Source organism: Aciduricibacillus chroicocephali (genome assembly GCF_030762805.1).
Classification (GTDB): domain Bacteria; phylum Bacillota; class Bacilli; order Bacillales; family Amphibacillaceae; genus Aciduricibacillus; species Aciduricibacillus chroicocephali.
In genome coordinates this window covers 1,583,906-1,606,184 of sequence record NZ_CP129113.1, presented here as the reverse complement: position 1 = coordinate 1,606,184, position 22,279 = coordinate 1,583,906, and the positions used below count along the sequence as shown (strand labels likewise).

Annotated in this window: 25 protein-coding genes and 1 other annotated feature; of the genes, 23 read left to right on the top strand and 2 right to left on the bottom strand. The window is 45.0% G+C overall.

Annotated features, from left to right (window positions below; genetic code table 11):
• Window positions 1–7 precede the first annotated feature (7 nt).
• The 18 genes from QR721_RS08495 (at window position 8) to yajC (ending at window position 13,989) form a co-directional block, all read left to right on the top strand.
• Window positions 8–826 (top strand): M23 family metallopeptidase, encoded by an 819-nt coding sequence (locus QR721_RS08495; protein WP_348025930.1) that lies wholly within the window; start codon window positions 8–10, stop codon window positions 824–826.
• Window positions 813–1,661, top strand: a complete 849-nt coding sequence (locus tag QR721_RS08490; protein WP_348025928.1) for a site-2 protease family protein — start codon at window positions 813–815, stop codon at window positions 1,659–1,661. Before QR721_RS08495 ends, QR721_RS08490 begins: the two co-directional genes overlap by 14 nt.
• 53 nt (window positions 1,662–1,714) lie before the next feature.
• Window positions 1,715–1,792, top strand: a sequence feature (ribosomal protein L21 leader region).
• Window positions 1,793–1,805: 13 nt separating this feature from the next.
• Window positions 1,806–2,114: a 50S ribosomal protein L21 gene (gene rplU / locus QR721_RS08485; RefSeq protein ID WP_348025927.1), complete on the top strand. Its 309-nt coding sequence runs from the start codon at window positions 1,806–1,808 to the stop codon at window positions 2,112–2,114.
• 9 nt (window positions 2,115–2,123) lie between these two features.
• Window positions 2,124–2,456 carry a ribosomal-processing cysteine protease Prp gene (locus tag QR721_RS08480; RefSeq protein WP_348025925.1) on the top strand — a complete coding sequence of 111 codons (333 nt, stop codon included), beginning with the start codon at window positions 2,124–2,126 and terminating at the stop codon, window positions 2,454–2,456.
• Between the two features lie 4 nt (window positions 2,457–2,460).
• The gene (rpmA, locus tag QR721_RS08475) at window positions 2,461–2,745 is read left to right on the top strand and encodes a 50S ribosomal protein L27 (protein WP_348025923.1); all 285 of its coding nucleotides are present in this window, start codon (window positions 2,461–2,463) and stop codon (window positions 2,743–2,745) included.
• Window positions 2,746–2,927: 182 nt separating this feature from the next.
• On the top strand, window positions 2,928–3,452 hold the full coding sequence (locus QR721_RS08470) for a Spo0B domain-containing protein (RefSeq protein ID WP_348025921.1): 525 nt from the start codon (window positions 2,928–2,930) through the stop codon (window positions 3,450–3,452).
• 11 nt (window positions 3,453–3,463) lie between these two features.
• Window positions 3,464–4,744 (top strand): GTPase ObgE, encoded by a 1,281-nt coding sequence (gene obgE, locus QR721_RS08465; RefSeq protein ID WP_348025919.1) that lies wholly within the window; start codon window positions 3,464–3,466, stop codon window positions 4,742–4,744.
• A gap of 49 nt (window positions 4,745–4,793) precedes the next feature.
• Window positions 4,794–5,645, top strand: coding sequence for a prephenate dehydratase (gene pheA / locus QR721_RS08460; RefSeq protein WP_348025917.1), 852 nt, complete (start codon window positions 4,794–4,796; stop codon window positions 5,643–5,645).
• A gap of 355 nt (window positions 5,646–6,000) precedes the next feature.
• Window positions 6,001–7,188, top strand: coding sequence for a SafA/ExsA family spore coat assembly protein (gene safA, locus QR721_RS08455; RefSeq protein ID WP_348025915.1), 1,188 nt, complete (start codon window positions 6,001–6,003; stop codon window positions 7,186–7,188).
• Window positions 7,189–7,353: 165 nt separating this feature from the next.
• Window positions 7,354–8,103 (top strand): NAD(+) synthase, encoded by a 750-nt coding sequence (gene nadE, locus QR721_RS08450; RefSeq protein WP_348029819.1) that lies wholly within the window; start codon window positions 7,354–7,356, stop codon window positions 8,101–8,103.
• A gap of 53 nt (window positions 8,104–8,156) precedes the next feature.
• The gene (locus tag QR721_RS08445; RefSeq protein ID WP_348025913.1) at window positions 8,157–8,627 is read left to right on the top strand and encodes a YhcN/YlaJ family sporulation lipoprotein; all 471 of its coding nucleotides are present in this window, start codon (window positions 8,157–8,159) and stop codon (window positions 8,625–8,627) included.
• Between the two features lie 77 nt (window positions 8,628–8,704).
• Window positions 8,705–9,439 (top strand): YebC/PmpR family DNA-binding transcriptional regulator, encoded by a 735-nt coding sequence (locus QR721_RS08440; protein WP_348025911.1) that lies wholly within the window; start codon window positions 8,705–8,707, stop codon window positions 9,437–9,439.
• A 165-nt stretch (window positions 9,440–9,604) separates the two neighbouring features.
• Entirely contained in the window at window positions 9,605–10,204 is a 600-nt protein-coding gene (gene ruvA / locus QR721_RS08435; RefSeq protein ID WP_348025909.1) for a Holliday junction branch migration protein RuvA, read from the top strand.
• 18 nt (window positions 10,205–10,222) lie between these two features.
• Window positions 10,223–11,224, top strand: a complete 1,002-nt coding sequence (ruvB, locus tag QR721_RS08430; RefSeq protein WP_348025907.1) for a Holliday junction branch migration DNA helicase RuvB — start codon at window positions 10,223–10,225, stop codon at window positions 11,222–11,224.
• Window positions 11,224–11,421: a DUF2905 domain-containing protein gene (locus tag QR721_RS08425; protein ID WP_431189497.1), complete on the top strand. Its 198-nt coding sequence runs from the start codon at window positions 11,224–11,226 to the stop codon at window positions 11,419–11,421. Before ruvB ends, QR721_RS08425 begins: the two co-directional genes overlap by 1 nt.
• A 75-nt stretch (window positions 11,422–11,496) precedes the next feature.
• Window positions 11,497–12,525: a tRNA preQ1(34) S-adenosylmethionine ribosyltransferase-isomerase QueA gene (gene queA, locus QR721_RS08420; protein ID WP_348025905.1), complete on the top strand. Its 1,029-nt coding sequence runs from the start codon at window positions 11,497–11,499 to the stop codon at window positions 12,523–12,525.
• Between the two features lie 16 nt (window positions 12,526–12,541).
• A complete protein-coding gene (tgt, locus tag QR721_RS08415) occupies window positions 12,542–13,684 on the top strand; it encodes a tRNA guanosine(34) transglycosylase Tgt (RefSeq protein ID WP_348025903.1) in 1,143 nt (380 codons plus the stop codon).
• A 23-nt stretch (window positions 13,685–13,707) separates the two neighbouring features.
• Window positions 13,708–13,989 (top strand): preprotein translocase subunit YajC, encoded by a 282-nt coding sequence (gene yajC, locus QR721_RS08410; RefSeq protein WP_348025901.1) that lies wholly within the window; start codon window positions 13,708–13,710, stop codon window positions 13,987–13,989.
• A gap of 73 nt (window positions 13,990–14,062) precedes the next feature.
• Here yajC and QR721_RS08405 read toward each other — a convergent pair whose 3' ends face one another.
• Window positions 14,063–14,443 (bottom strand): TIGR04086 family membrane protein, encoded by a 381-nt coding sequence (locus QR721_RS08405; RefSeq protein ID WP_348025899.1) that lies wholly within the window; start codon window positions 14,441–14,443, stop codon window positions 14,063–14,065.
• A gap of 69 nt (window positions 14,444–14,512) precedes the next feature.
• Window positions 14,513–16,063 (bottom strand): stage V sporulation protein B, encoded by a 1,551-nt coding sequence (gene spoVB / locus QR721_RS08400; RefSeq protein WP_348025897.1) that lies wholly within the window; start codon window positions 16,061–16,063, stop codon window positions 14,513–14,515.
• 121 nt (window positions 16,064–16,184) lie between these two features.
• Between spoVB and QR721_RS08395 the strand changes: the two genes are divergently transcribed.
• From QR721_RS08395 to QR721_RS08375, 5 genes are all read left to right on the top strand, one after another.
• Entirely contained in the window at window positions 16,185–16,526 is a 342-nt protein-coding gene (locus QR721_RS08395; RefSeq protein ID WP_348029817.1) for a post-transcriptional regulator, read from the top strand.
• Entirely contained in the window at window positions 16,523–18,799 is a 2,277-nt protein-coding gene (gene secDF / locus QR721_RS08390) for a protein translocase subunit SecDF (protein ID WP_348025895.1), read from the top strand. Before QR721_RS08395 ends, secDF begins: the two co-directional genes overlap by 4 nt.
• A gap of 94 nt (window positions 18,800–18,893) precedes the next feature.
• Window positions 18,894–19,208 carry a LapA family protein gene (locus QR721_RS08385; RefSeq protein ID WP_348025893.1) on the top strand — a complete coding sequence of 105 codons (315 nt, stop codon included), beginning with the start codon at window positions 18,894–18,896 and terminating at the stop codon, window positions 19,206–19,208.
• Between the two features lie 223 nt (window positions 19,209–19,431).
• The gene (gene recJ, locus QR721_RS08380) at window positions 19,432–21,753 is read left to right on the top strand and encodes a single-stranded-DNA-specific exonuclease RecJ (RefSeq protein WP_348025891.1); all 2,322 of its coding nucleotides are present in this window, start codon (window positions 19,432–19,434) and stop codon (window positions 21,751–21,753) included.
• The gene (locus QR721_RS08375) at window positions 21,743–22,255 is read left to right on the top strand and encodes an adenine phosphoribosyltransferase (protein WP_348025889.1); all 513 of its coding nucleotides are present in this window, start codon (window positions 21,743–21,745) and stop codon (window positions 22,253–22,255) included. The genes recJ and QR721_RS08375 overlap by 11 nt, the downstream gene beginning before the upstream one ends.
• Window positions 22,256–22,279: the final 24 nt, after the last annotated feature.

Here is a 22,279-nt window from a genome sequence, read left to right as displayed (position 1 = left end):
GAAGACGATGAGCGAAATCAAAAAAGTGCGTCAATCAATCATGCAGCGTAAAAAGAAACGTGACCGTGATATTGTAGCGAAAAACATGGAACATACGGAGCCTGAATTGGAAGTCCAGGAGGAGTCAGTCAATCTGGCTGCATTGGTACCCCAAGAAGAAGAAAAACATGGGTTTATCGGCATGCCGCAGCCTAGTGCAGTTAAGCGGGATGATGAAGAGAACAAAGGAAAAGTGCGTATTTCTCCAGCCTTCATTGCAAAGGGGATGGTGAGCTGCTGTCTGTTCGCGGGTATGTTCCTACTTATGCAATCAGATGCTGACCGTACAGCAAAAGTGAAATATTGGGCGAACAATGCCTTTACAGAGAACTTCCAATTTGCCAAAGCAAATGCCTGGTATCAGAACAAATTCGGAGCGCCACTTGCATTGCTGCCAAAAAATCCGAATTTGCAAGAAGAAGCAGAACCACAGGCACTGCCCGTTGCCGGTATTATTTCCGAATCGTTCGAAGCAAATGGCCAAGGTGTGAAAATTACTGCCGATAAACCTTCAGATGTAAACTCGATGAAAAAAGGAGTAGTCGTTTTTGCGGGAAATGATAAAAAAACAGGGCGTACTGTTGTTGTCCAGCATGAGGATGGGAGCAAGTCTATTTACGGGAATTTAAGTAAGCTGGATGTCCATCTGTATCAATACGTGGGACAAAATCAGAAGATCGCTCAATTTTCTCCAAATGATAAAGAGAAATCAGTCTATTATTCAGTTGAACGAAACAAACAGTATGTAGATCCTGCTCCGGTGACAAAAGTTGATGAACGTCCTTAAAGCAATACCGCCGATTCAGTTGCATCCGGTTTTGCTTTTTTTCTTTTTGGCGGCATATTTGACAGGAGCGTTCACTGAATTTGCGGTCATGCTGTTGATTGTTTGTATTCATGAACTTGGCCATGTGCTAATGGCTCTTTATTTCAGATGGAGAATTGAAAAAATCATGATCTGGATATTTGGCGGTGTCATGAAGACAGCTGAACATGGAAGCAGGCCGATTTCTGAAGAAGCTCTTGTCGTCATTGCCGGCCCGTTTCAGCATGTGCTTATTTTCGCTTGTCTCATTCTGTTTGGTAATTATATACCAGATCCTTTTCTCTCAACTTTACATAACGCGAATATGATGATTCTGCTTTTTAATATGCTACCAGTATGGCCGCTTGATGGCGGCAAGTTGCTCTCTTTGGTCCTCGCCAGTATTCTGCCTTGCAGGAAGGCCCACACTTTTACGATAATCCTTTCCGTTTTTCTTGGACTGGTGCTTCTTTCCATCCAGCTTATTTATTTTTCGTTTCAGCTTACTTCAATATGTCTTGTCCTTTTCCTCCTCATGGAAAACCGGACAGAGTGGAAGCAGCGTTATTATGCATTTATCCGCTTTTTGCTGAAGAGGCCTGTAATGCAAATTGAACGTGTAACAGAAACAAGAAGTGGGCATGATGAGCGTCTACTTATAATATTGTCCAAAATCAGAAGGAATCGTCGACATATATTCATATTTAAAGAGAAAAATAATGAACAGAGGGTACATGAGAGTGAGTTGTTGAAAGCCTATTTCTCGAGCGGTTCTCATGACAAAACGATTGGACAAATTCTCGCACGCAGAAATTGAAGAGTGCTTGACAGTATGCTCACATTTTGTTAAGATTCATATGTTAAGTAGCACCAGTGCTACAACCGCACGGCAAAGGTTATAAATCTTCCTTAAGGAAGTACCTCGGCCCGGCGAGTCTTAGACCAAGAGGAGGTGCGCACCATGTACGCAATTATTGAAACTGGCGGCAAGCAGATCAAAGTAGAGGAAGGACAAACAATCTACGTTGAGAAGTTGGCTGCTGATGCAGAAGAGACTGTAACATTCGATAAGGTTATTTTCGTAGGCGGAAGTGACGTGAAAGTTGGTGCTCCATACGTTGAAGGAGCTACTGTGACAGCTAAAGTTGAGAAACACGGCCGTCAGAAGAAAATCACTGTCATCAAGTTCAAAGCGAAAAAGAACTACCATCGTAAACAAGGTCATCGTCAGCCTTACACTAAGCTTGTCATCGACAAGATCAGCCTGTAAGGGTTACGCATGATTGAAGCAAATATAATGTATGAACAGGATCGCATCAGATCTTTTACATTATCGGGACATGCCGAAAGCGGTCCTCATGGTCATGATCTCGTATGTGCTGCCGTATCCGCAGTCACATTCGGATCTGTCAATGCTGTCATGGAATTGACAGATGCCGATCTTACCATCGACCAGGGAAAGGACGGGGGCTTCCTCAGCGTTTCGTTTGAAGGAAGCTTGTCCAGCCAGCATGAAGCACAGCTTTTGCTTGCTGGAATGGTCGTATCCTTGGAGACGATCGAGCGGGATTATGGTGATTTCATTTCCATTCGTAAAACAGAGGGAGGTTGACACAATGCTTAAGTTGGATTTGCAGTTTTTCGCATCCAAAAAAGGTGTAGGTTCTACAAAGAACGGCCGTGATTCAGAGTCCAAGCGTCTTGGTTCCAAGCGTGCTGATGGACAGTTCGTATCAGGTGGTTCAATCTTGTACCGCCAGCGCGGAACAAAAATCTACCCTGGTGAAAACGTTGGCCGTGGTGGTGACGATACACTTTATGCTAAGATTGATGGCGTTGTTAAATTCGAACGCTTCGGTCGCGATCGCAAAAAAGTGAGCGTATACCCAGCAGCTCAATAATTTATTTAATCAGGAAAAGCTCCGGCGGATTTGCTGGAGCTTTTCTTTTTTTATCATTGTGTAAATTGATTCTGCCTGATTTCTCTTGGTTAATTCAGGTAGGTCATTTAAACAGCAGGAAATGCATCATGAAATTGTCTCAGGAATCTGCTATAATTTTGTAGAAATGTAGGTGTGATTCGATGAACGAACGTGAAGTGATGCAAATTTTGCAGAAATACCGTCATGATGTTCTTAATCAAATTCAGTTGCTCCATGGCTATCTTTCAATGAATCGTCCTGAAAGAGCGAGAGAGCTGCTAGATGATTGGATAGAGCTTTGTGATCAAGACCGTCGTTTGTCCAGTTTAAGTATTCCCCAATTCACATTATGGACAGCCCGTTTTGACAGCTTATACAGCCGTCTTCGCATGTACCATAAAATTAATACTACGGGAATCAAACTGACTCATCACGACGAGGAACTCCACCGCATCAGCAATCAGTTTGCAGATGCACTGCTCCGCTCAAGTTCCCCTGAAATTTTGCATGAAGTGACACTTTCTGTGAATAATGACGATGAGAGAGTCTACTTTGAATTCCGTGCAGAAGGGCCTTTTCAATATGCAGATGAGTTTGACTGCAGCCCAGGAAAGGAAATTCAGACAGAATATGAAGCAGAACAGAAAGAAATCTACTGTCGAATAACGATTCCATACAAATCTTGAGGTGAAAATTTATGTTTGTCGATCAGGTCAGTGTCTATGTAAAAGCTGGCGATGGCGGTAATGGTCTTGCCAGTTATCGCCGTGAGAAATATGTACCGATGGGCGGGCCAGCTGGCGGAGATGGCGGCAATGGCGGTGACATCGTCTTTGAAGTGGACGAAGGCCTCAACACATTGATGGACTTCCGCTACAACCGTCATTTCAAAGCGAAACGCGGAGAAAATGGCATGTCTAAGGGACAGCACGGCAAAAATGCCGAGGACCGGATCATCAGTGTTCCGCCGGGTACGACTGTTATGGATGAAGATACTGGTGAAGTCATTGCTGATTTGACAACGCATGGCCAGCAGGCGATCATTGCCAATGGAGGCCGAGGCGGACGAGGCAATATCCGTTTCGCCACAGCGAGAAACCCTGCACCAGATATTGCTGAGAACGGAGAGCCTGGTCAGGAAAGAAATATTAAAGTGGAACTGAAGCTAATTGCCGATGTCGGTCTTGTCGGTTTCCCGAGTGTAGGTAAATCAACGTTCCTTTCAGTTGTTAGTGCAGCTAAACCAAAAATCGCGGACTATCATTTTACGACGCTCGCACCGAATCTCGGTGTTGTCGAAACTTCAGATCACAGAAGTTTTGTACTTGCAGATCTGCCGGGATTGATTGAAGGGGCACATGAAGGGATAGGCCTTGGACATCAGTTCTTGCGTCACGTTGAACGTACTCGTCTAATTATCCATGTGATTGATATGGGGCGCACTGAAGGTCGTGATCCTTATGAAGACTACGTTACGATCAATGCTGAGCTTGAAAAGTATGATGCCAAGCTTGCGAAACGTCCGCAAATTGTCGCAGCGAATAAGATGGACATGCCAGAGGCTGAAGAAAACCTAAAAGCGTTCAAGGAACAGATTGGTTCGGACATACCGGTATTCCCGGTTTCTGCTCTTACGAAGGACGGACTTAGAGATCTTCTATTCGCTGTAGCGAACAAACTGGAAGAGATTCCAAAGCAGGAAGAGCCGCTTGAACAGACAGACGAAACAGTTGTCTACCGTTTCAAGGAAGAGGAAGTGCCATTCAAGATTACTCGTGATCCGGACGGCGCTTACGTACTTTATGGCGAAAAAATAGAAAAACTGTTTAAAATGACAGACCTTACACGTGATGAAGCGGCCCAGCGATTCGCTCGTCAGCTCCGAACGATGGGCGTTGACGAAGCATTGCGTGCACGGGGAGCTGAGGATGGAGACGCTGTTCGAATCCTCGATTATGAATTTGAATTTATCGAATAGAGAGAAATGAGCTTCAAAAGCAGGTGAGGAATTCAGGGGGGAGAAGCAATTGACAAAGAAAATCGGCTATCTCGGTCCAAAGGGGACTTTCACGAAACTTGCTGTGGATTGGGCATTTCCAAACGCAGAAACGCATGGATTTAACACGATTCCGGAATGCATTGACGCAGTTAACAATGGAACCGTCGATGCAGGGGTCGTCCCGCTGGAAAATGCGATTGAAGGAACCGTGCATCTGACAATTGACTATCTCGTTCATCAGGTGCGTCTCCCGATTGTCGCTGAACTTGTTGTGCCAATTGAGCAGCACTTGTTACTGAACAAAGACTTCAAGGGAGAGTTGGGGGATATCGAGGAAGTGCTCTCCCATAGTCATGCAATTGCTCAATGTCACCAGTTCATCCATAAGGAACTACCGCAGGCCAAGATTGAATTTGCTAACTCAACAGGACGTGCTGCTGAAATAGTAGCCTCATCGGACAGGTCTCAGGCTGCGATCGGCAATGTGCTTGCAGCAAAGGAATATGGTTTGAAGATTGCACGTGAAAACATTCATGATTATCCGAATAACCATACACGCTTCGCTGTACTTACAAAAGCTGAAGAACCAATGCGTCCTGATCATGAATCGCAGAGCGAGAAAACGACTTTGCTCGTAACGCTGCCGACGGATAACCCAGGTGCTTTGCATCAGGTACTCTCCGCATTCAGCTGGCGGAAAATGAACTTGTCCAAAATCGAGTCTCGTCCTACAAAGACGGGTCTAGGTGATTATTTCTTCATTATTGACGTTAATCAGCCATATGATGATGCACTGTTCCCAGGTGTACAGTCCGAATTGGAAGCCCTTGGCTGTGACATTACTTTGCTTGGCACATATTCCGTTTTCAATATGAAATAAATTTCTCCACGCCCGCTATCCTTTTTTGGATAGCGGGCTTTTTAGTGTTCCGCCCCCCAGGACGGGCTAGTGCAAGCGTTGACAAGAATACCTGCCTCGAATAATCCTCAACGCTTTTTGCGACGAGTAACCGCAGGAGCAGGACGTCGCGTTTTTAGCTTGCGGAACATTATTATTTTTCTTCCCTTTGGGAGTTGAGGCTGAAAAGAGCACCAGCCCTGCACAATTCTGCTTATGCGTTCGCCTCTGACAGAGCCGCTTTTACACTTTGATACAACTTCTGCCTACTTTGTGCATAGGTTGTATGGAACCATATTTATTTTCTTTGAAGAGTCTGAAAGGAGACGGGTTTCTTTTGAAAATTCATATCGTCCAAAAAGGGGACACACTTTGGAAGATTGCCAAACAATACAACGTTAATTTTGAACAGTTGAAGAGTATGAACACACAGCTTTCTAATCCAGAGATGATCATGCCGGGAATGAAAATTAAAATCCCGAGTCATTCAAGTCCTGCCAAGCATGAAGGTAAGCCAATGGGAACGAGTCCAGGTGTGGTGCCGCCGATGAACATGCCTGCACAAATTAAAGAGGAAGTTGTTCCGCCGGAAGTTCCTTTGAAGGCAATGCCGACAGTCCCTGTGCCTGTTATTGAGCCGGATGATCTGAAACCTGGTGTTTCGGTTAAACCGCAAATGCCGATGTATGAGGCTCCACAGAAAGCAATGCCAAAGTATGAAGCACCAAAGTATGAGGTTCCGAAATATCAAGCTCCAAAATATGAGGCTCCGAAATTTGAGATGCCAAAGTATGAAGCTCCAAAATACGAAGCACCCAAATATGAAGCTCCGGTAATACCGCAGCCGCAAATTTACCAGCAGCCTAAAATTGAATTTGATATGATTCAGAACCAAATTTACCAGCAAGCACAACAGCAGGCGACACAACCTGCTCCAGTTCAGCAGCCATGCCCGACAACGCAGCCACAGATTCAAATTTTGCCTGTTTATTTTTATCCAATTATGCCTCCAGTACAGCATGTTCAGCCGCCGGTTCAGCCACCAATGCCAAGCCCGTGCGAAGCAGTAAGTTATGAATGCAGCCCTTGTGAGTCAGGGTACGGCCATCATGGACATTATGATCATGGCCATCATGTAGGATACTGTGGCTCTGAATATGGGCATCATATGCCTTACATGCATGGTGGGATGCAGCCATGGACACATGCTTGGGATATCCATGGTGAACAGATGTATCCACAAGGCATGACAAACTATCCAACGCCGATTATGCACCGCGATGACGAAGGACAGCAGCAGGCAAATGGCCAAGATTTAAATGATCCGCGATTCGAGCAGGCACCAGAGCTTGCGGCGGAACAAAGAGAGCCGCAAGAACGTACTTATCATGAATCAATGCCTCGCTATTTTGATGATCAGAATTTGTACAGTCCTCATTCGCTCCGATATGAGGAAAGCGAACAGGACGAAAACGAAAATTCTTTCGACTCGGCCAATCCAAGTGAAAATCCTGAACAGTTTTAAACAAAAGCCGGACCCCATGCTTTCACAGAGATGGAGGTTCGGCGTTTTTTGTTTTTCAGAATGAATATCGGGTACATAAAATAAGGTATTGTGGCAATGTGGCCAGAGCATGCTAAAATGATAATCATGTCGTTTTGCAAAAAAGGAGAGCTGTACATGGATAAAATGGAAGCACATATTGAGGCAATTGTAAAATGGCTAAGAGAGCGTACGGAAGAGGCACATGTCAAAGGTCTTGTTGTCGGAGTGAGCGGCGGACTGGATTCAGCCGTAGTTGCTGCACTTATCAAACGGGCATGCCCGGACAATTCATTAGGTGTCATGATGCCTTTGAAAAGCAATCCGGACGACGTGGCGGATGCGAAGAAAACAATTGATGCAATTGGCATTGATTCATTGGAAATTAATCTCGAGTCAGCACATGAAGCGCTCTTTGGCAATGTGAAGCAGGAAGTTTCGGCGCGTCAGGAATGGAAGGAAGAAAACAGCCGGATGGCCGATGCCAATCTTCGCGCGCGTTTGCGTATGAGCACGCTTTACACAATTGCAACGAATTACAATTATCTCGTTGTTGGAACAGATAATGCCGCTGAATGGTATACAGGCTATTTCACAAAATATGGAGACGGCGGGGTCGATCTCTTGCCTCTTGTTGATTTTACTAAAGGAGAAGTACGTGAAATGGCTCGTGCTCTTGGCGTACCGCTATCTGTCGTTGAGAAGAAGCCGAGTGCAGACCTCTGGGTTGGACAGACAGATGAAGATGAAATGGGCACAACTTACGACCGGATCGATACGTATTTGACAGGTGGAGATATTCCTGAGAAAGATAAGGAAATTATTGAACGAATGCATGCAAGAACAGAGCATAAACGCCAGCCAGTCAAACACTTCCACCGCAATGGTGCAAAATAACAACATTAAACCTCCCAAGAACGTAGAAAATACGTTCAGGGAGGTTTTTTATAATGAAAAAATTATTGATGGTGACAGCGGCAATTCTTTTCCTTACAGTTGGCTGCAGTAATAATCAGGACAGCAGAAAAAACAAGCTGGAGGAAGCAGATGAGGAAGGTAAAATGACAGAACAGCTCCGTGTCAATGAAGAAACGGATACGAAGCGTGAAAGAAAGCCGCAAGACATTCAGAACAAAATTTATAACGAAGAAGTTGCAGAAGATAAGCCGTCTCTCAATACAAATGAGCAGACGAACCGGATTGCAAAACGTCTTGGTAAAGAAAAGGATATTAAAGCGGCTCAGGTTGCGATGAATGAAAAGAAGGTCATGATTGGACTCATGCTTCAGAAAAAAATCAGTCCGGATCTGAAAGAGAAAGTGACTCGTATTGTAAATGAGATGGAGCCGGGCAAAGAAGTCGTGATCTATACGGATAACATTGATTGGAACAGGAGAAAGGACGAAGGTATAACGAGATAGCCCGCTCCACCTTTTCAGCTGAAAGCATATTTGCTATAATATACTATTGGAATAGACGCTGGAGAGGAGCAATTCAATTGGCAGGCCATTCAAAATGGAAAAACATCCAAAGAAGAAAAAACGCACAAGATGCCAAACGCGGTAAAATCTTTATGACTCATGCGAAAAATATATATCTTGCAGCTAAAGATGGTGGCGGTGATCCGGATACGAATGCCACATTGCGTACAATGATTGACAAAGCGAAAGCCGATAATATGCCGAACGACAATATTGAACGCGCAATTAAAAAGGCGACAGGCTCACTTGACGGCGCTAGCTATGAAGAAATCACATACGAAGGCTATGGTCCAGGCGGTACAGCTGTTATTGTCCATGCCCTAACTGATAATAAGAACCGTACAGCAGCCGAAGTCCGACATGCTTTTAAGAAAAATGGCGGCAATCTTGGTGAGAACGGCTGTGTATCCTTCATGTTTGATCGCAAAGGCTATATTGTCATTGAAGATGAAGAGAACAAGATTGATGAAGATGAACTGACTTTGGAAGCAATTGAAGCCGGAGCGAGTGATTTTGAAGCCCATGAAGGTGCTTATGAGATCTATACGGAGCCGGAAGCTTTCAACGAAGTCGTTTCTAATCTTGAAAATGCAGGTTATGAATTTGCCCAGGCCGAAATTACTCTGATTCCACAGACATATACAAAATTGGATGAAGAAAACTTCGAAAAGATGCAGAACATGCTTGCTGCTCTTGAAAATGATGAAGATGTCCAGGATATTCACCACAATATGGAGAATGAAGAAGCATAAAGAGTACAATACGAGCTTCCGAGCCGCGAATGCAGGCAGGAAGCTCCTTTTCATAATTTGAGCCATTTCCAAAAATACGAATGAATGTGCTACAATGAGAGGTGGAACAAATGTACCGGAAACGGCAACTCATTGCCGGGACCTGTTGGAAAAGGGGTTGCGTTGATGATTGCCTATGTAAAAGGGAAGCTTGCTTTCATTACCGATGATACAGTCGTACTGGATGTTGGAGGACTTGGCTATGAAATTTTCTGTGCAAATCCTTACAAATTCCAGAACAAACTTCATCAGGAAATGCTTATGCATACATACCAGCACGTAAGAGAAGATGCGATTACATTGTTCGGGTTTGAAACAGAGGATGAGAAATACTTGTTTACTAAATTGATTTCAGTTTCCGGCATTGGTCCGAAAAGCGGGATAGCTATTTTATCCGGCGCGGAGCCGAATAAATTCATTGCTGCAGTCGAACAGGAAAACGAGAAGTTCCTCACCTCGTTCCCGGGAGTCGGAAAAAAGACGGCACGGCAGATCATTCTTGATTTGAAAGGCAAGCTCTCGGGTCTTCTCATTATTGGAGAAGAGAATGTTGGAGAGGGACCTGACAAAAATTATGATGCTTTGAATGAAGCAGAAGAAGCACTTCAGGCACTCGGTTATGGTCCGAAAGAAATTAAGGCTGTTATGCCCGAGTTGCGCAAAATGGAAGGCGCTACTACAGATGAAATGATCAGAAAAGCTCTGTCATTCTTTATAAAAAACTAACGGAAGGGGAGAATGGGCATGGAAGACCGAGTCGTGGACGGGGAACTTCATACAGAGGAAGCGACAGATGAGCTGAGCCTTAGACCAGCAATGCTCCAGCAGTACATTGGCCAGAAAAAGGTGAAGAAGAATCTTGATATTTTCATCCAGGCTGCCAAAATGCGCAATGAGCCGTTGGATCATGTGCTGTTATATGGCCCCCCTGGTCTTGGGAAAACAACGCTTGCTGCGATTATTGCAAACGAGATGGGTGTTCAGTTCCGGTCAACTTCAGGTCCGGCGATAGAACGAGCAGGTGATCTTGCAGCCATCCTTTCTTCGTTGGAGCCAGGGGATGTGCTTTTCATTGATGAGGTGCACCGGCTGCCGCGTATGGTCGAGGAAGTGCTATATCCCGCCATGGAAGACTTCTTCCTTGATATTGTCATTGGGACAGGCCCGTCGGCAAGAAGCGTCCGCATTGACTTACCGCCTTTTACACTTGTAGGAGCAACGACGAAGGCGGGCATGCTCTCGGCACCGCTTAGGGATCGTTTCGGTGTCGTGGAGCGGTTAGAGTTCTATGAAGAAGACGAACTTTGCCAGATCGTTGAAAGAACGGCTCAGATTTTCGAAACATCAATCAATGAAGAAGCAGCACTTAACGTTGCAAGAAGATCTCGAGGAACGCCGAGGATTGCGAATCGTCTGCTCAAACGTGTCCGTGACATTTCGCAAGTGCGGGGTGAAGAAGAGATCACACTTGAAACGACAAAGATGTCGCTCGATATGCTGCAAGTAGATGATGTCGGTCTTGACCATGTTGACCATAAGCTTCTAAAAGCAATGATTGAAGGGTTCGGCGGCGGCCCGGTCGGCCTTGATACGATTGCCGCAACAATCGGTGAGGATTCTCAAACAATTGAGGATGTCTATGAGCCATATCTTCTTCAGAAAGGATTCATTCAGCGGACACCACGCGGAAGAATTGTAACAGAGAAAGCTTATCAGCATTTCGGATTGGAAGCGGGAGAACGCTGATGCATATTGGAAAGCTAATGATTGTGGCCGGCATAGTTCTCATTGTCCTCGGCGGTCTCTGGATACTGTTCGGCAGGCTGCCTGGAGATTTCATGTTTAAAAAAGGGAACACGACATTCTATTTCCCAATCATGACTTCAATCATTGCGAGCATTGTACTCTCGATCATCATGTATCTTTTTAATAGATTCAACTGATTTTTTACGGAGTCTCGTTCATAAAAACATTTTTGGACGAGCTATTTTCACACTTTGAATAAGGAGTTCCTTTTTATGAATATCGAAGAATTTGACTTTGACCTTCCGGAAGAGCTGATTGCCCAAGTACCACTTCAGGATAGAACAGCTTCAAGATTGCTCGTTTTGGATAAAGAGAGTGGCGAGATTGCTCATCGGCAATTCCCGGCAGTCCTCGAATATCTGAAACCTGGTGATTGCCTTGTACTGAATAATACGCGCGTGCTTCCAGCAAGACTTTATGGCTCCAAATCTGATACAGGAGCGAAGGTTGAGTTGCTTCTTCTTGAACAGAAAGAAGGAGATCACTGGGAGGCGCTTGCAAAACCAGCTCGGAAAATCAAAGCCGGTACTGAACTTGTCTTTGGTGATGGGTTGCTCCGAGCAGTATGTAAGGAAGAGCTGGAACATGGCGGCCGGATTCTGGAATTCAAGTATGAAGGCATTTTTTATGAGATTCTTGATAAGCTGGGTGAAATGCCGCTTCCTCCTTATATTAAGGAGCAGCTTCCTGAGAAAGAACGCTATCAGACTGTCTATGCGAAGGTTGAAGGTTCAGCTGCAGCACCGACAGCAGGCTTGCATTTTACAGAAGACTTGCTTAAAGCGGTAAGGGAAAAAGGTATCAATATAGCATTCCTGACTCTCCATGTCGGTCTTGGCACATTCCGTCCTGTTAGTGCAGATACGGTAGAGGATCATGTCATGCATTCGGAATTTTACCAGCTGGATGAAGAGAATGCCGCCCTTTTGAATAAGACGAAGCAGGAAGGCGGTCGCATTATTGCTGTTGGAACGACTTCGACGCGCACGCTTGAAACTGTTGCGCGTGATCATAACGGCGGTTTTACTGCTGCGAGCGGCTGGACAGATATTTTCATTTATCCGCCATACGAATACAAGGCAGTGGATGGCCTGATCACAAACTTCCATTTGCCAAAATCAACATTGATCATGCTCGTCAGTGCGCTTGCCGGCAAGGAACATGTTTTGCATGCGTATGAAGAAGCGATTCGGGAGAAATACCGTTTCTTCAGCTTCGGCGATGCAATGCTGATTATATAGAAGGAGCTGAAGACTGATGGAACAACCGATCAGATATGAACATATCAAAACATGCAAGCAGACAGGTGCGCGGCTTGGAAGAGTCCATACACCGCACGGTTCTTTTGAGACACCGATTTTCATGCCAGTTGGTACACTTGCAACAGTTAAAACGATGAGTCCGGAAGAGTTGCATGATATGAATGCGAAAATCATTCTTTCCAATACATATCATCTTTGGCTGCGTCCTGGTGCAGATATTGTCCAGGAAGCAGGCGGATTGCATAAATTCATGAACTGGGATGGTGCCATTCTTACTGATTCTGGCGGCTTCCAAGTATTTTCATTGAGTGATATGCGTAAGATTGAAGAAGAAGGGGTTCATTTCCGCAATCATTTGAACGGGGAAAAACTGTTCCTTTCTCCTGAAGGTGCAATGGAGATCCAAAACAAGCTAGGCTCTGATATTATGATGGCCTTCGATGAATGTCCGCCATTCCCGGCAACTGAGGAATATATGAAGAAATCAGTTGAACGGACATCACGCTGGGCAGAAAGATGCCTGGAAGCTCATAAGCGTCCTGATGTTCAAGGGTTATTTGGAATCGTCCAAGGGGGCGAATATGAAGAATTCCGCAAGCAGAGTGCACGTGACCTTGTTTCAATGGACTTCCCGGGATACGCGATTGGCGGCCTTTCTGTTGGTGAACCGAAAGATGTCATGAACCGGGTACTGGAATTCACAACACCATTGCTTCCGTCTGATAAGCCGCGTTATTTGATGGGAGTGGGCTCGCCGGATGCACTAATTGATGGTGCCATCCGCGGAATCGATATGTTTGATTGCGTATTGCCGACAAGAATTGCGAGAAATGGAACGTGCATGACATCCAGCGGTCGTCTTGTAGTCCGAAATGCGAAGTATGCCCGTGACTTCGGACCGATCGACCCGAATTGTGATTGCCATGTATGTAAAAATTACTCTCGTGCGTACATTAGACACCTGATTAAATGTAATGAAACATTTGGGTTTAGACTTACTACTTATCATAACCTGCATTTTCTGCTAAAATTGATGGAGCATGTACGAAATGCAATTCGGGAAGACCGTTTGGGTGATTTCCGAGAAGAATTTTTCGAAGCTTACGGCTTAAATGTGCCGAATCCGAAAAATTTCTAAACCGAAAAGGAGCGTTAAAACACATGAATGGAAGTTCTCTCTATTCACTCGTGACACTCGTCTTGATGTTTGTCATCTTCTACTTCCTGCTCATCCGTCCGCAGCAGAAGCGTCAAAAGCAAGTGCGACAGATGCAGTCAGAAATGAAAAAAGGCGATGGAGTCGTTACAATTGGTGGTTTGCATGGTCTAATCCACTCACTCGATGAAGCGACAGTTGTTATTACTGTTGAGAGTGGCACAAAGTTGAAATTCGACCGCAACGCCATTCGTGAAGTACGTCCTACAGCAGCAGTAACAGAATAATTTAGATTACAATAAAAAAGTTATGCGCCACTCGCGGGACCCCCCTCGAGAACGCATAACTTTTTTATTATTATTATTTTTTATTGCCAGATCCGGAAACATTGACACCGATCATGCCGCCGAACATTGCGGCGAGCAGATAGAAGAGGTGATGCAATGCTTGTTCTCCTGTCACAGCTGATGAAACACTTAGGCTTTGTACAAGGAAAGAAAGCAGTGTGAACCCGATTGCAACGATTGCCCCCATAAGCCAGCCTTTCGCTTTCCCTTTTGCACCAGCCATCGTTCCACCTACGAAAAGGGAGAGGATTCCGGTTGCAAGAGTTGCCCAACTGAGAGTTGGCTCATTAAATGTTGTGAATCGAAGCAATCCGGCAAGCAGGAGGCTGGCGGCAAGAATTAGTGTGAATGATGCAGTCCAGCCGTAAGCGAGTGCTGTCAATTGATTTCGCATATTTTCAAGTCACCTTCCTATATTTGTGTTTGTCCATTATATGAAGCGCGAACGAGTGTTAGAAGCTGTCTAGCGGATCCATTTTTTAATAATGGGTATTTGCTGTAATTCTTCACGGTCGAGGACACGCAAGACGAAAAGTAGAACCACATACAAAATGGTCAAGAACAATAAGGCGATACCGAGATTGGCAATGGAAGAAGCTGCTGGATAGAAATTGAGAATCATCTTTCCTGCTCCCCATGTGATACCAAGCAGAAGTATTATTTTAAATAAATCGGTTAATTTTAACTTGAATTGAATGGTTCTTCCTAGTGCTGCCAAGTGCAGCAGTGTTACAATCATGACACCTGCACACATCGCCATGGCTGCTCCCATAATCCCGAAGCTTGGGTTCGCTGCCAAAACGAAAAGCAGAACAAGCTTGATGCCCGATCCGATAAGACTGTTCCACATGGCAGGGCGGGCGAGATCCAGTGCCTGCAATGCGGATTGGAGCGGGTTTTGCATATAGTAGAGCAGAAAAAACGGAGCCATTAGCATAAGTAGTGGTGTGGCATTGGCTGTCCCGTACATGAATTGCAGGATTGGCTGCGCGAACAGAGTCAGGATGATCGTTGCTAGAGCTCCTGATGCAAGCGAAATCCGAATTGCCTGGTGAATCCTGTGATGAACGAATCTGTGATTCTTATTTGCTTCGGCTTCTGAAATGGCCGGAACAATTGCGATTGACAAAGAATTCGTGATGAAAGTCGGCAAGAATAGGAGAGGGATGATATATCCCGTCAATTCACCGTATTGTTTTGTAGCGGTTACCGTCGCTACTCCCGCAATAGCGAGTGCATGGGCAACGATAATCGGTTCTAGGAAATGGGAGATGGACCCAATCATCCGGCTTCCAGTACTAGGCAATGCGATACTAAATAGTTCTTTCAATGTCGTACGGCTATTGTTCAGATAGGTAAAGAAGCGTGTGCGCAGTCTAAATGATTTTTTCCTTTTGAATAGGAAGAGCATGTACATGAGAGAAACGAGTTCGCCAAGTATGACACTGGCCATAGCGCCTGCAGCTGCAAACTGAATTCCATATGGGAGCAGCATCTTGATGAATAGGGCAACACAGATGATACGGACGACTTGTTCAATGATAAGAGCATAACTCTGTGGCTTCATGTTTTGTCTGCCCTGGAAATATCCTTTCAGTACAGAAGAAATCGCTACGATTGGGATTACTGGTGTAATCGTGACAAGTGGTAAAACTACCCGCTCATCCGTGTACAGATTTGCCCCGATCCATGGAGCAAAGGCAATTGTCAGGATTGTCAGCAGAATGCCTGAACCCCCTGTAAAGAGCAGGGACAGTACGAGAATCTGTTTGATTTTTGCTGTATTTCCTTTTGCTTCTGCTTCTGCAACCCGCTTGGAAATAGCGATGGGCAGACCGAGCTGGGTTATCGTCATTGCCAGGAAGAAAGTCGGAAGGGCCATCATGTAAAGACCTACACCTTCTTCTCCCATAAGCCTGGCAACGACAATCCGGTTGATGAAGCCGAGAAATCTGGTGATCATACCCGCCATGATCAGAATAAGCGTGCCTTTCAGGAATGTTTGTCTCGTCACCGCATAAGACCTGCCTTCTCAAATAATAAAAATTCATATACAATATGTATGGGAACAATCGGCCAAGCATGACAAGCAATTCAGGGTGTTTCTCGGGAGGGGAAAAAAACTGGTGGAAATCATGAAATCTGCAGCGGAGTGGCGTCCCGAAGTGGAAGATGTGCTCGACAGCAAACTGGAGGAATTCAGAATGCTCGGTTATCCGAAAGTGACAAAAGAAGCACTCTGGGAATGCCTTTGCAATCATGTATGGAAGAACAGCCAGGAAGGCTTAAAGCTTCACCGGATTGTCGCAGATATATTCTTTTTGCAGCCTGGTACATATATGAACTACATGGCGAGGAATGCATACCGGGATAACGATCTGCTTGCCTCGATTCAGGCAATTGCCGAATTCGGGAAGAAAGCGGATTCCGTTGAGAACGGAACGACGCAAGAAGAATCAGGAGGTAATAAACAATGAAACAACGAGGCAGAATTGTTGCCTTTTTTCTGATTGTCATCCTATTTTTCAGTTTGATGGGTACAACAGTCACAGGCATCGCCAAGAAAATTAACCTTGGGCTTGATCTGCAAGGCGGTTTTGAAGTGCTTTATCAAGTCAAGCCAATAGCCGAAGGTGAGAAGACTACGAAAAGGTTGCTTGAATCAACAGTACAGACACTGGATGACCGGGTCAATCGTCTCGGTATTTCCGAAGCGAGCATTAATATTGAAGGAAATGACCGCATCCGTGTCCAGCTCGCAGGTGTCCAAAATCAGGAACAGGCGAGAGAAGTTCTATCAACTTCAGCGCAACTTTCTTTCAGAGATGTCAATGACAAAGAGCTGCTTAACGGATCTGATGTCAAAGAAGGTAGTGCTAAGCAGGACTTTGACCAGAAAACGAATCAGCCGATTGTATCATTGAAACTAAAAGACGCGAAAAAGTTTGCTAATGTTACATCAACTATCAAGAATATGAATAATTCAAGTACACCATATCAGGATAATTTGCTTGTTATTTGGATGGACTATGAAAAAGGCGACTCTTTTGCGAAAGAATATAATCAGCCTGAAGACAAGCAGAAATACATTTCTGCTCCGCAAGTAAGTGAGACACTTAATACGAGCAATGTCATGATTTCTGGTAACTTTACAGTTGAATCAGCTAAGAGGCTTGCAGACATCATTAACTCCGGGTCGCTTCCTGTTACGATGAAAGAGCTGTATTCAACATCAGTAGGAGCCCAGTTCGGTGAGCAAGCACTGCATCAGACAATTAATGCAGGGTACATTGGTGTAGGTCTTGTCCTGCTCTTCATGCTTGTATTCTACAGATTCCCTGGACTCATTGCGGGAATCAATCTATGCATCTATGTGTATCTGATTCTGCTGCTATTCAACTGGATGAACGGTGTTCTTACGTTGCCGGGGATTGCAGCTTTGATCCTTGGTGTTGGGATGGCAGTAGATGCGAACGTTATTACCTTTGAGCGGATCAAGGAAGATCTGCGGCTCGGCAAGTCGCTGCCGCAAGCATTCAAGGGCGGAACGAAGAACTCGTTCTCTACCATTCTTGATGCGAACATCACAACATTGCTTGCAGCCGCAATCTTGTTCGTATTCGGTACAAGCTCTGTAAAAGGTTTCGCGACAATGCTTATTGTCAGCGTGCTCGTCAGCTTCATTACGGCTGTCTATGGAACGCGTATCCTGCTCGGTCTTTGGATGCGTACCAAGTTCCTCATGAAGCGTCCGGGCCTGATGGGTGTATCGAAGAAAAACATTAAGTCTCTTCATGATAAAGAAGATGAAGAAGCTGAATTCATGGGTAAGAAACTTAACGTAGTCAAACACCGAAAAGTATTCTTCGGTATATCTATTGCTCTCTTGCTCATTGGTGCAGTTTCATTGGTCGTGTTTAAGTTGAACCCGGGAATTGACTTCACAAGTGGTTCTCGCGTGGAAATGCTTGCGGATCAAAAGCTTACATCTCAGCAAGTGAAGAAGGATTTGTCGGATCTCGATCTTAAGGCGAAGGCAATCGTCATATCCGGCAAGAAGAGCAATACGGCAGTCATGCGTTTTGATAACGTGCTCTCAAAATCCAAGCTTGATGAAATGAAGAGTCATTTCAAGGATGAGTACAAGGCAGAGCCGAGTGTAAGTGTCGTTTCTCCAATTGTCGGTAAGGAGCTCGTCAAGAATGCTGTTTACGCAGTTGGCTTAGCAATGATCGGGATGATTATATATGTATCATTCCGCTTTGAAGTGTATTTTGCAACGACAGCAATTATTACGCTTCTGCATAATGTCATTCTTGTTCTGGCATTCTTTAGTCTGTTCCGGTTGGAATTTGATGTAACAATCATCGCGGCGCTGCTTACGATTGTCGGTTACACAATTAACGATACAATCGTTATATTTGACCGAATCCGTGAGAATCTCCGGAAACACAAAATTATCAAGTCTAAGGAACTGCTTCAGAAGATTGTCAACAAGAGTATTGTGCAGTCACTTACACGAAGCATCAACACGTCGTTCACGACATTGCTGGCAGTTCTTGTCTTCCTCTTCATCGGTGCACCTTCGATCCGCGGTTTTGCCATTGCTATGGCAGTCGGTCTGATCATTGGGGCGTACTCTTCACTGTTCATCGCCGCCCAGCTCTGGCTCGTATGGCGCGGACGTAGCATTGAACGCAAGCCGATTGAATACAAGAAGAAAAAACGTACAGACCAGCCAGTAGTCTAAGCTTTGAAGGAATCTTCCCCGCTTATTGGGCGGGGAAGATTTTTGTCTATAATAGAGATATAGAGGGTAAAAATATTAAAAGGAGAGGTTCATCATGAAAGCTCAGACATACACGATTCTATCAATCGTTCTAATTATTATTGTCTCGATTTTTGCAGTGCTTAATGTTGGAGCAGTCGAGGTGAATTACTTCTTCGGCAAAGGTGATTTGCCGCTTATTCTTGTTATTCTGTTCAGTGTGCTCATGGGCGGATTGATTACGACAGGCTCAGGCCTTGTCCGCTTTGTTCGTTTACAACGTCAAAACAAATTGCTGAAAGCAGAAAATAAGCAGCTTCAAAACAAGCTTGCTGAATGTGGTGTTTCATTGCCAGAGCCAGAGAATGACGAGAATCAAAAATATGAATGAGAATTGGCAGACACTTGCAGAATATTTTTCTGTAGGTGTCTTTTTCTGTTGGTGAAAGTTGTCTGATTGCGAGGGCGCCAGCATTCTTGTATAATGGACAAATATGAAGAACGACAGGAAACGTGATAGAAGGGACAGAAACGCCTGCATTGCATTTGCGAGCGGCGATTTTTTTTGATGTCCGCTAGCTGAAATGGAAAATTCAAGAACGGGAGTGGGTCAAGTGCTGGATAGCAAGAAAAAGTGGACATTCGCCGAGACGCCTGAAGATTGTGCTGAATGGGCAGACGGTTCTGCCGGATTGTCGCCGGTGATGAAGAGTCTACTCATGCAGCGGGGAATTTCCAGTGCTGAAGAAGCTGAGCAATTTCTCCAGCCATCAAGACAGAAGTTGCATAAACCGGCTCTTTTTGCGGATATGGAAAAGGCTTGCGATCGGGTTCATCGGGCAATTTCCGAAGGGGAACGTATTCTTGTCTACGGTGATTATGATGCAGACGGTGTTACTTCCACGACAGTTATGCTGGAAACACTTGAAGAATTAGGCGCTTATTGTGACTACTACATTCCAAACAGATTTTCAGAAGGGTACGGACCAAATGAAGCTGCGTTCAGAGAAGCGCATCAGGCAGGAGTTAATCTGATCATCACTGTCGATAATGGAATATCGGGACTTCATGAAGCAGTTGTCGCTAAAGAGCTAGGCATGGATCTGATTGTTACTGATCACCACGAGGCACAAGGTGAACTACCGGATGCATATGCAATCTTGCACCCGAAATGTTCTGCCGATTATCCGTTTGATGAGCTTGCAGGTGTCGGTGTTGCATTCAAGTTTGCGGAAGCGCTGCTCGGCTATTTTCCTGAACGTTTCCTCGATCTAGTAGCGATTGGAACGGTAGCTGACCTCGTGCCTCTAGTAGGGGAGAACCGAATTCTCGTGAGTGAAGGTCTGGACATATTAACTCGGACTGAGCGCCCTGGTCTGAATGCTTTAAAGGAAACAGCCAAGATTGAGGGAGAAGTGACGGAAGAGGAGATCGGCTTTCTTATCGGCCCCCGCCTGAACGCTGTCGGCCGCCTTCAGGATGCAGATCTCGCTGTCGACCTATTACGTGCGGAAGATCCAGAAGAAGCAGCAGAGCTAGCCACTGCGGTTCAGGAACTCAATCAGGAACGGCAAAAAATTGTTGCAGATATTGCGAAAGAAGCAGAAGCGATGCTTAAAGAACGTGAGAATCTACCAGGTGTCATCATTGTTTCGAAAGCGGGCTGGAATGAAGGAGTCCTCGGCATTGTTGCATCAAAGCTTGTCCGTCTGTTTGGCCGTCCAGCAATTGTGCTTGCTGAAAAAGATGGTGGTATGCTTAAAGGTTCTGCCCGAAGCATCCCGGCATTTGACCTGTTTGAAGCTTGCATGAGCATTCGGGAAATGTTCGAAGGTTTTGGTGGGCATGCTCAGGCAGCAGGGATGACTTTCGCTGCTACGAACCGTGATGCAATCGAACAGCATCTGGATAAATGGATTCATGAACGTCTAGACGAAGACGATTTCAGAGAAGAGTTGCTCATTGCAAGCAAACTTCAATTTGATGAAATCAATGAACAGCTTGTTAATGAAGTAGGTGCGTTGCGTCCATTCGGTATGCATAATCCGAAGCCGATGTTTCATTTTACGGATATACCGAAGGAAAAGCGCCTGCTCGGTAATATGAACAAGCATATGAAGCTTCAGTTTGCCCAGAGTGGTTCAGCATTGGAAGGTATCGGTTTTGGCATGGGTGAGCTAGCACCACTCATTTCTCCTGATACAGAGGTTTCTGTTGTTGGTGAGCTAGGTATTAATGAATGGAATGGGCATCGAAAAGTCCAGATTGTCATGAAAGATTTGGCGGTCAAATCTTGGCAGTTGTTTGATTGCCGTGGAAAGAACAAACGGCCAGATTTGGCGATGGCGCCAGCGGACAGTCTTGCAATAGGCTCAGGCTCTGATATGCCTGCTGGATTCCCGCAAGTTGAATCGTATGAACAGGCACTTGGTTATGAGAGTACAATTGAAGATTTATATTTGTACAAGCTTCCAGAAGATTTGGATGACTTGCAGAAGCTAGTTGAACAGACAAAACCAGGCCGTCTCCATGCTTGTTTTGAGCTGGAGGACAGCTGCTATTTGTCCGGGATGCCGCCGCGGGATGCTTTTAAATGGCTCTATGGCTATGTTCTTAAAAAGAAAGAAGTTGATCTGAAGAAGGAACTCGCCATGTTCATGAAGCACAAAGGCTGGTCAAAGGATTGGATTATCTTCATGGCAACCGTGTTCCGAGAGTTAGAGTTCATTCACATAGAAAACAGCGTCATTACCCCGCTTCCAAATCCGTCCAAACGGCCGCTTGATGCATCCATTGCATATCAGGAACGGGTGAAAAAAGTAGAAATTGAAAAAACATTATATTACTCAACATACCAGGAGCTGAAGAACTGGTTTGTAGAAAATTGCAACCTTGCTGAAAAGCAGGCAGAGAGGGAGTTCGTCCATGAATTATAAAGAATATGTTGAAATCGTACAAGATTGGCCCAAAAAAGGTGTAGAGTTCAAAGACATTACACCTCTTATGAATGATGGAGATGCGTTCCGTTCTTCTGTTGATGAGATTGTAAAGTATGCGCGCGACAAGGAAATCGATCTTGTTGTTGGACCAGAAGCGCGTGGTTTCATTGTTGGTTGTCCGGTTTCTTATGTATTGGGAGTCGGTTTTGTCCCAGTCCGAAAAGAAGGCAAGTTGCCGCGTGAAGTAATCAAAGTGAATTATGGTCTTGAATATGGAGAAAATGTGCTTACTATGCATAAAGATGCAGTTAAACCGGGACAGCGAATTTTGATTACCGATGATTTGTTGGCAACTGGTGGAACGATAGAGGCAACCATCAAGCTCGTTGAACAACTTGGTGGAATCGTAGTTGGCTGTGCTTTTCTAATTGAGCTCGATTATCTGAATGGCCGTGAAAAACTTGAGGGCTATGATATCCTCTCTCTCATGAATTACTAGACAGCAATGTTATAATGAAATAAA